Source organism: Gordonia sp. YY1 (assembly GCF_009872315.1).
Classification (GTDB): Bacteria; Actinomycetota; Actinomycetes; order Mycobacteriales; family Mycobacteriaceae; genus Gordonia; species Gordonia amicalis.
Window position 1 is genome coordinate 147,223 of record NZ_WXYI01000011.1, and the last position, 6,804, is coordinate 154,026.

Annotated in this window: 8 protein-coding genes; 5 read left to right on the forward strand and 3 right to left on the reverse strand. The window is 68.5% G+C overall.

What is annotated here, in order from left to right:
- Positions 1–480: a Fe-S cluster assembly sulfur transfer protein SufU gene (sufU, locus tag BPODLACK_RS15580; RefSeq protein WP_024497098.1), complete on the forward strand. Its 480-nt coding sequence runs from the start codon at positions 1–3 to the stop codon at positions 478–480.
- The gene (locus tag BPODLACK_RS15585) at positions 477–875 is read left to right on the forward strand and encodes a metal-sulfur cluster assembly factor (protein WP_024497097.1); all 399 of its coding nucleotides are present in this window, start codon (positions 477–479) and stop codon (positions 873–875) included. The genes sufU and BPODLACK_RS15585 overlap by 4 nt, the downstream gene beginning before the upstream one ends.
- Here BPODLACK_RS15585 and BPODLACK_RS15590 read toward each other — a convergent pair.
- Positions 872–1,210, reverse strand: coding sequence for a hypothetical protein (locus BPODLACK_RS15590; protein WP_024497096.1), 339 nt, complete (start codon positions 1,208–1,210; stop codon positions 872–874). The two genes, BPODLACK_RS15585 and BPODLACK_RS15590, sit on opposite strands and share 4 nt — an antisense overlap.
- 99 nt (positions 1,211–1,309) lie before the next feature.
- Here BPODLACK_RS15590 and BPODLACK_RS15595 point away from each other — a divergent pair, with 99 nt between their 5' ends.
- Positions 1,310–2,386 (forward strand): helix-turn-helix transcriptional regulator, encoded by a 1,077-nt coding sequence (locus BPODLACK_RS15595; RefSeq protein ID WP_024497095.1) that lies wholly within the window; start codon positions 1,310–1,312, stop codon positions 2,384–2,386.
- A 33-nt stretch (positions 2,387–2,419) separates the two neighbouring features.
- Positions 2,420–2,818 carry a J-domain-containing protein gene (locus BPODLACK_RS15600; RefSeq protein WP_159405611.1) on the forward strand — a complete coding sequence of 133 codons (399 nt, stop codon included), beginning with the start codon at positions 2,420–2,422 and terminating at the stop codon, positions 2,816–2,818.
- 127 nt (positions 2,819–2,945) lie between these two features.
- On the opposite strand, the gene BPODLACK_RS15605 is transcribed toward BPODLACK_RS15600, so the two are convergent.
- Both BPODLACK_RS15605 and BPODLACK_RS15610 read right to left on the reverse strand, forming a co-directional pair.
- Complete coding sequence (locus tag BPODLACK_RS15605; protein WP_024497093.1) at positions 2,946–4,097, reverse strand: lycopene cyclase family protein; 1,152 nt, start codon at positions 4,095–4,097, stop codon at positions 2,946–2,948.
- Between the two features lie 58 nt (positions 4,098–4,155).
- Complete coding sequence (locus BPODLACK_RS15610) at positions 4,156–4,971, reverse strand: SDR family oxidoreductase (protein WP_024497092.1); 816 nt, start codon at positions 4,969–4,971, stop codon at positions 4,156–4,158.
- 99 nt (positions 4,972–5,070) lie between these two features.
- On the opposite strand from BPODLACK_RS15610, the gene BPODLACK_RS15615 reads away from it, so the two are divergent.
- Positions 5,071–6,699: an ABC-F family ATP-binding cassette domain-containing protein gene (locus BPODLACK_RS15615; protein ID WP_024497091.1), complete on the forward strand. Its 1,629-nt coding sequence runs from the start codon at positions 5,071–5,073 to the stop codon at positions 6,697–6,699.
- Positions 6,700–6,804 lie beyond the last annotated feature (105 nt).

Consider the following 6,804-nt stretch of genomic DNA (forward strand, 5'->3'; position numbering starts at 1 on the left):
ATGCGTATGGAGCAGATGTACCAGGAAGTGATCCTGGACCACTACAAGCACCCGCACGGTCGGGGATTGCGTGAGCCGTTCGGCGCAGAGGTGCACCACGTCAATCCGACGTGCGGTGACGAGGTGACCCTTCGCGTCGCGGTGTCCGGAGACGGCGCCACCATCGACGACGTCTCCTACGATGGCCAGGGCTGCTCGATCTCCCAGGCGTCGACGTCGGTTCTCCACGACCTGATCGTCGGCAAACCGATCGGAGAGGCGCTGGCCACCGTCGAGTCGTTCACCGCGATGATGACCTCCCGCGGCAAGGACCCGGGCGACGAGGACATCATCGGTGACGGCATCGCCTTCACCGGGGTCAGCAAGTACCCGGCACGCGTGAAATGCGCACTCCTCGGCTGGATGGCGTTCAAGGACGCACTTTCCCAGACGGTGAACGCCCACATCGACAGTCAGAAAACAGAAGTGGAGTCAGCATGAGTGACGAGACCACCACCGCGACAGACACACCGGCAACCGACACCACGGCTGCCGGCACACCCGCCGCCCCGTCCACCTCGCTGCCGGCCGTCGAGGACGTCGAGGAGGCGATGCGCGACGTTGTCGACCCCGAACTGGGTATCAACGTCGTCGACCTCGGACTCGTCTACGGCATCGAGGTGACCGACGACGCCGTCGCGAAGATCGACATGACCCTCACCTCCGCCGCGTGCCCGCTGACCGACGTCATCGAGGACCAGTCCCGCGGCGCGCTGGTCAACAGTGGTCTGTGCACCGATCTGGAGATCAACTGGGTCTGGCTGCCGCCGTGGGGCCCGGACAAGATCACCGACGACGGCCGGGAACAGCTGCGGGCCCTCGGCTTCACCGTCTAGATCGACTGTGCGACATGCGATCCGGTCGCCTCTGAGGCGGCCGGATCGATCGCTTTCGCGACGACCACCTCGTGAACGGTTGGCGTGCCATGGGCGACACTGACGCCCCGGGAGCCGGCCGTGGACCAGATCTTCTCGAGAACCCCGACGTAGGCCCGGGTGCGGGCGACGTCGGCGAAATCGAGTTCGATCGTGACCTCGGTCGGGTCGGTGACGCTGCGCATCACCCGGTAGGCGAGGACCCCGTTGTCGGCGCGCACACGTTCGTAGCCGTCGAACGCGCGGCGCCAGGCGTCGAAGTCGGGGATGGTGTCGGTGATCCGGAGCTGATACATGGCGGTCGCCCTTCTCGATGGGTGGATTCTCCGACCGTATGAGCCGGAGCCCCGTCCGAACATCCCCACCACGGGGGATTTACGGCCTAGCCTTGACCGATGGGCGTCGATCTCGTGAGTCGGGTCGAGCGCTCCTGCGCACGAAACGCCGGTGTGAAGAGTCTTCGGCTGGCGGTGCTCGCTGACCTCGGAGCGGCAGTGGCGTTCGACGGCCACGTGTGGCTTCTGACCGACCCCGCGACCTCGGTCGGCACTTCTCCGCTGGCGACGCTGCCAGGCTTCCCGATGATCCGTCTGCCGGATCTGATCCGTGCCCGATATCTGACGACGAGCACTCGCTGGACCTGCCTCACCGGATCGCGGGGGCCGGCCACGTCGTGGTGTCGAGCCAGGGATCGCGAAGCCGCATCGTCATCCCCGTGGCGCGAGATCCTGGCGGAGTTCGGCGTCTGCGACGTGGCGACGCTCGTCTTCGCCGACCGGTTCGGGTGTTGGGGCTGGCTGGATCTCTGGCGCTTCGAGCCCCGTCCGCAGTTCTCCGCCGAGGACATCGACCGGATGTCGCAGATCACTCCGCTTGTCACGGCCGCGTTGCGATCTCGGCAGGCCGGATACTTCACCGACCCCGTCCGCACCGCGGCCTCCACCGGACCCGCCGTCGTGGTGCTCGATCAGGGTCTGCGACTTCGCGGACAGACAGCGGGGGCGGGATCGCGGCTCTATCAACTCAATCCACCCGATGCCGGGCCGGACGGGCGCATCCCGGACGTACCGGCGATCCCGGCGGCGGCCTACAACGTGGCGGCACAGCTCATCGCCCGCGAGCAGGACGTTGCCGCCGCGCCGCCGCGCGCGAGAGTGTTTCTCGAGCAGTACGGATGGCTGACCCTGGAGGCCGACCGGATCAGCGGGGCCGGACCGCCGGCCGGCCGCGAGATCGCCGTCACGATCGAACCCAGTGGTTTCACCGACCGTCTCGACCTCTTCGCCCGGGTGAACGGCCTGACCGGTCGTGAGCGGGAGGTGCTCGGCCACCTCTGTGCCGGTATGGACAACCGGTCGATCGCCGCTGCGGTGTCGGTGTCCGAACACACCGTGCACGACCATGTGAAGTCGGTCCTGGCCAAGTCGGGATGCGGCAATCGCACCATTCTGCTGGCGCGGGTCGCGGGATGACCGACGCGGTCGAAGGCGAGTAGAACCGTTGGTGTGAATCGGTTCGAGAGTCGAGTCGAGCGGATGATCCGCGAGGCGACCGAGCGCGGGGAGTTCGACAACCTGCCCGGGGCGGGCAAGCCGTTGGACCTCTCCGACAGCGACGATCCCGACTGGTGGGTCAAACGCAAGATCCGCGACGAGAATCTGGACTCCTCGGCGCTCCTCCCGGCGCCGCTCCAACTGCGCCGGGAGGCACAGAATTTCCCGGAGTCGTTGCGCGACATCGCCGACGAGGACGCCGTGCGTGAGATCCTCGACGACTTCAACCGGCGCGTGCGCGAAGCTCATCTCGCCGCGCGCCAGATCGCGATGCCCCACAGCGTCGTCGCCCACACCATCGACGTCGACGACATGATCCGGCAATGGCGTGAACTTCGCCGACGCGGATGAAACCCGACGGAGTGGAGGTTGGCCAACCTTCACATTCATAGCCACTGGGAGCCTCGTCTACTCCGGCAGGTTCCACATCGCGGGCCGGGATGCCGGGTACTTGTCCGGCGCCATCGAGGAGGTCATGTCAGCGGCGCTGGAAGCGCGGGGTCGAGCCGAGGTCCCCGGCCCATTCCGGCGTGGACATCGCACCGCGGGCCACGACGGCGCGGGTGCGCATGTCGACGGCCCGGATGACCCGGGTCATCGCGCCCATGGTGCCGGTCAGGTCGTCGCGACGGCTGAGGTAGCTTCGCTGCGACTCGATCGGCATGGCGAAGAACGCCTCGAAGAACGCGATCGTCTGGGTGGGGCTGAGCCGCAGCAGCGCGCTGAGCCCGCGCAGTCGAAGGTTGTGGACGGCACGCGCCGAGGCGGGCCACAGGTCGGGGACCGGATCGCGCCCCGCGGCCAGCGCGGCCACCACCGCATCGACGCACATCAGTGACGTGGCGACGCTGTAGCCGGTCGTCGGATTCTTGAATCCGCCTGCGGCGCCGAAGCAGAACGTCGGATCCCGCCACGGCTGAGGCGAGGACCCGGTCAGCGGGAACGCCACGTGTTCGACGCGACGGATACCCGACGGCAACCCGCCGAGCCGGACCTCGAGCCGCCGCTTCAGCTCGTCGAGATTCAGGGCGGGCAACCCGGCCAGGCACGTCTCCTCCAGGAGATACTCGTCCCCGCCGAGCGGCACGACGTACAGGAACGACGGCAACGAGCGGCGGTCGACGATCCCGCCCCGCCAGTCCATCAGCAACGCCCCGTGGCCCTCCAAAACCCGTGCGGCGGTGGCCTTGTCGACGACGATGCCGTAGGCGGTCTGTCGTGGCGCCTCGTGGGGGAGTGCGCCACGGCAGTCGACCACCACGTCCCCGGTCAGTGCCCGACCGGTGTCGAGTTGCACTCGCGCACCGTCGATCCCGGTGACGCGGTCGGTCACGATCTCGGCGCCGTCGAGAGTCAGCGAACGTTGCAGTCCCGGGGTGTCGAGCACCGTGTAACCGCGGTCGACCTCTTCGAGGGCGGTGCCGGCGACGCCGATGCGTTCGAGGCGGGCGGCGAAGGCCGTCGGATCGAGCCAGCCGGGCAACTCGTCGGACCAGCAGGCGAAGGTGGACTGCCAGACCCGTTCGGGACGAGGGTCGACCACGGTCACCGGTATCGCGGCGGCCAGCAGCCGGTGCGCGAGTGCGCGCCCTGCCGGTCCCGCGCCCACAACGATCACTCCAGCGCTCACACGTCTCCCTTCGTCGCAGCCGGTGATCCGGACGGGAACTCCGGGCCGCCGGGCGTCGTCACGACCCGCCGGTCGCCAGCATGCCCCCGTCGACGGCGAGGGTCTCGCCCGTGATCCAGGCCGATTCGTCACTGGCGAGGAACGCGACCGCGCGGGCGACGTCCTCGGGTTCGCCGATGCGCTTCATCGGATACGCCGCGGCGGCCCGGGCCTCGTTCTCGCCCGCGATCAGTCCGGAGGCGAACTTGGTGCGCACGATCGCGGGCGCGATCGCGTTCACCCGGATGTTCGGCCCCAGTTCCCACGCCAATTCCGCGGTGAGGCGGATCAGCGCCGCTTTCGACGTGCCGTAGGCCGCGATCACCCCCGTCGACCGCAGGCCGGCGACCGAGGAGATGTTGACCACCGAACCACCGGTGTCCTTCATACCCGCCCGGTACGCCTCCTGCACGAAGCCGAGGGCGGCGACGACGTTGGTGTCGAAGGTCTTGCGGTAGGCGCCCAGATCGGCGTCCATCAGCGGCCCGGCGAGGGGGGCGATGCCGGTGTTGTTGACCAGGATGTGAATTCCGCCACCCTGCTCCACAGCCGCCGCGACCGCACCCGCCCGGTCGTCGGCGTCACCGGTGTTGGCCGCGAACGCGGTCACCGTCGCCGACGGCACGGCCTGGCGGATGCGCTCCGCGGCCTCGGCGAGGGGCTCCGGCTTGCGACTCGTGATGACCACCGAGGCACCGCGCCGGGCGAGCTCGGTGGCGATGGCCTCGCCGATGCCCCGGCTGGCGCCGGTGACCAGAGCAGAGCGGCCGGTGAGGTCGGACGTCTGGGGAAACGAGGACTGGGGAATCGTTGTGGATTGCGTCACGTCTGCCACCGTATCGGTCCACCGTGTCGCCGTGGGGCGACTCCGCAGCGCGGTCTGGAGCCTTGTCGTGGCAAAACCACTGGATTCGCCCCGGTAGACTGGTCCGTCGTGATCACCGCGACCGACCTGGAGGTACGAGCGGGCGCTCGGACCCTGTTGTCGGCGCCCGGCGACGCCCTCCGGATCCAGCCCGGCGACCGGATCGGCCTCGTGGGCCGCAACGGCGCCGGCAAGACCACCACCCTGCGCATCCTGGCGGGGGAGACCGAACCCTACGCCGGCACCGTCCGGCGCTCGGGTGAACTCGGCTACCTGCCCCAGGACCCCAAAGAGGGCGACCTGGAGGTCCTCGCCAAAGACCGGGTGCTGTCCGCACGCGGACTCGACGAGATCCTGCGCGACATGGAGAAGCAGCAGGCGCGCATGGCCGAGGCCGCCGACGACAAGCTGCGCGACAAGGCCGTCGCCCGATACGGACGTCTGGAAGAGCGTTTCGCCGCCCTGGGTGGCTACGTCGCCGAATCCGAGGCCGCGCGCATCTGCAACAGCCTGGGTTTGCCGGACCGCGTCCTGAACCAGCCGCTGCGCACCCTCTCGGGTGGTCAGCGTCGCCGCATCGAGCTCGCACGCATCCTGTTCGCCGCCTCCGACGGCTCCGGAAAGTCCGACACCACGCTGCTGCTCGACGAGCCGACCAACCACCTCGACGCCGACTCGATCGCCTGGCTGCGCAGCTTCCTGATGAACCATGAGGGTGGGCTGGTCGTGATCAGCCACGACGTCGACCTGCTCGCCGACGTCGTGAACCGGGTGTGGTTCCTCGACGCCGTCCGCGGCGAGGCCGACATCTACAACATGAGCTGGAAGCGCTATCTCGACGCGCGCGCCACCGACGAACAACGGCGTCGCCGCGAACGCGCCAACGCCGAGAAGAAGGCCTCCGCACTGCGTGCGCAGGCCGCCAAGCTCGGTGCCAAGGCCACCAAGGCCACCGCCGCGCAGAACATGCTCAAGCGCGCCGAGCGCATGATCGACTCGCTCGACGAGGAGCGGGTGGCCGACCGCACCGCACGGATCCGCTTCCCGGAGCCGGCGACCTGCGGCAAGACGCCGCTGATGGCCTCGGGCCTGTCGAAGAGCTATGGCTCACTGGAGATCTTCACCGGTGTCGACCTCGCCATCGACAAGGGCAGTCGCGTCGTCGTCCTCGGGCTCAACGGTGCCGGTAAGACGACGCTCCTGAAAATGCTTGCCGGCGTGGAGAAGCCGGACACCGGGCAGCTCGAACCCGGGTACGGCCTGAAGATCGGCTATTTCGCACAGGAGCACGACACCCTCGACGACCAGGCATCGGTATGGGAGAACATCCGCCACGCCGCACCGGACGCGGGTGAACAGGAACTGCGAGGCCTGTTGGGCGCGTTCATGTTCAGCGGCGCCCAGCTCGACCAGCCCGCCGGCACCCTGTCCGGTGGTGAGAAGACCCGCCTGACGCTGGCCGGTCTGGTGTCGTCGGCCGCCAACGTCCTGCTCCTCGACGAGCCGACCAACAACCTCGACCCGGTGTCACGCGAACAGGTGCTCGACGCCCTGCGCAGCTACACCGGGGCCGTCGTCCTCGTGACCCACGACCCCGGCGCCGCCGCCGCACTCGATCCGCAACGCGTGATCCTCCTGCCCGACGGCACCGAGGACCACTGGAGCGACGAGTATCAGGAGATCATCGAGCTCGCCTGACCCTTCGAGGCAGTGAGAATGGGTGTGTGTGGTCGACCGGGTCTGGGTCTGACTTACTTCGAGGCTGACGGTTGCTGTCATGAGCGAGATGTGTCGGCCCGGAAC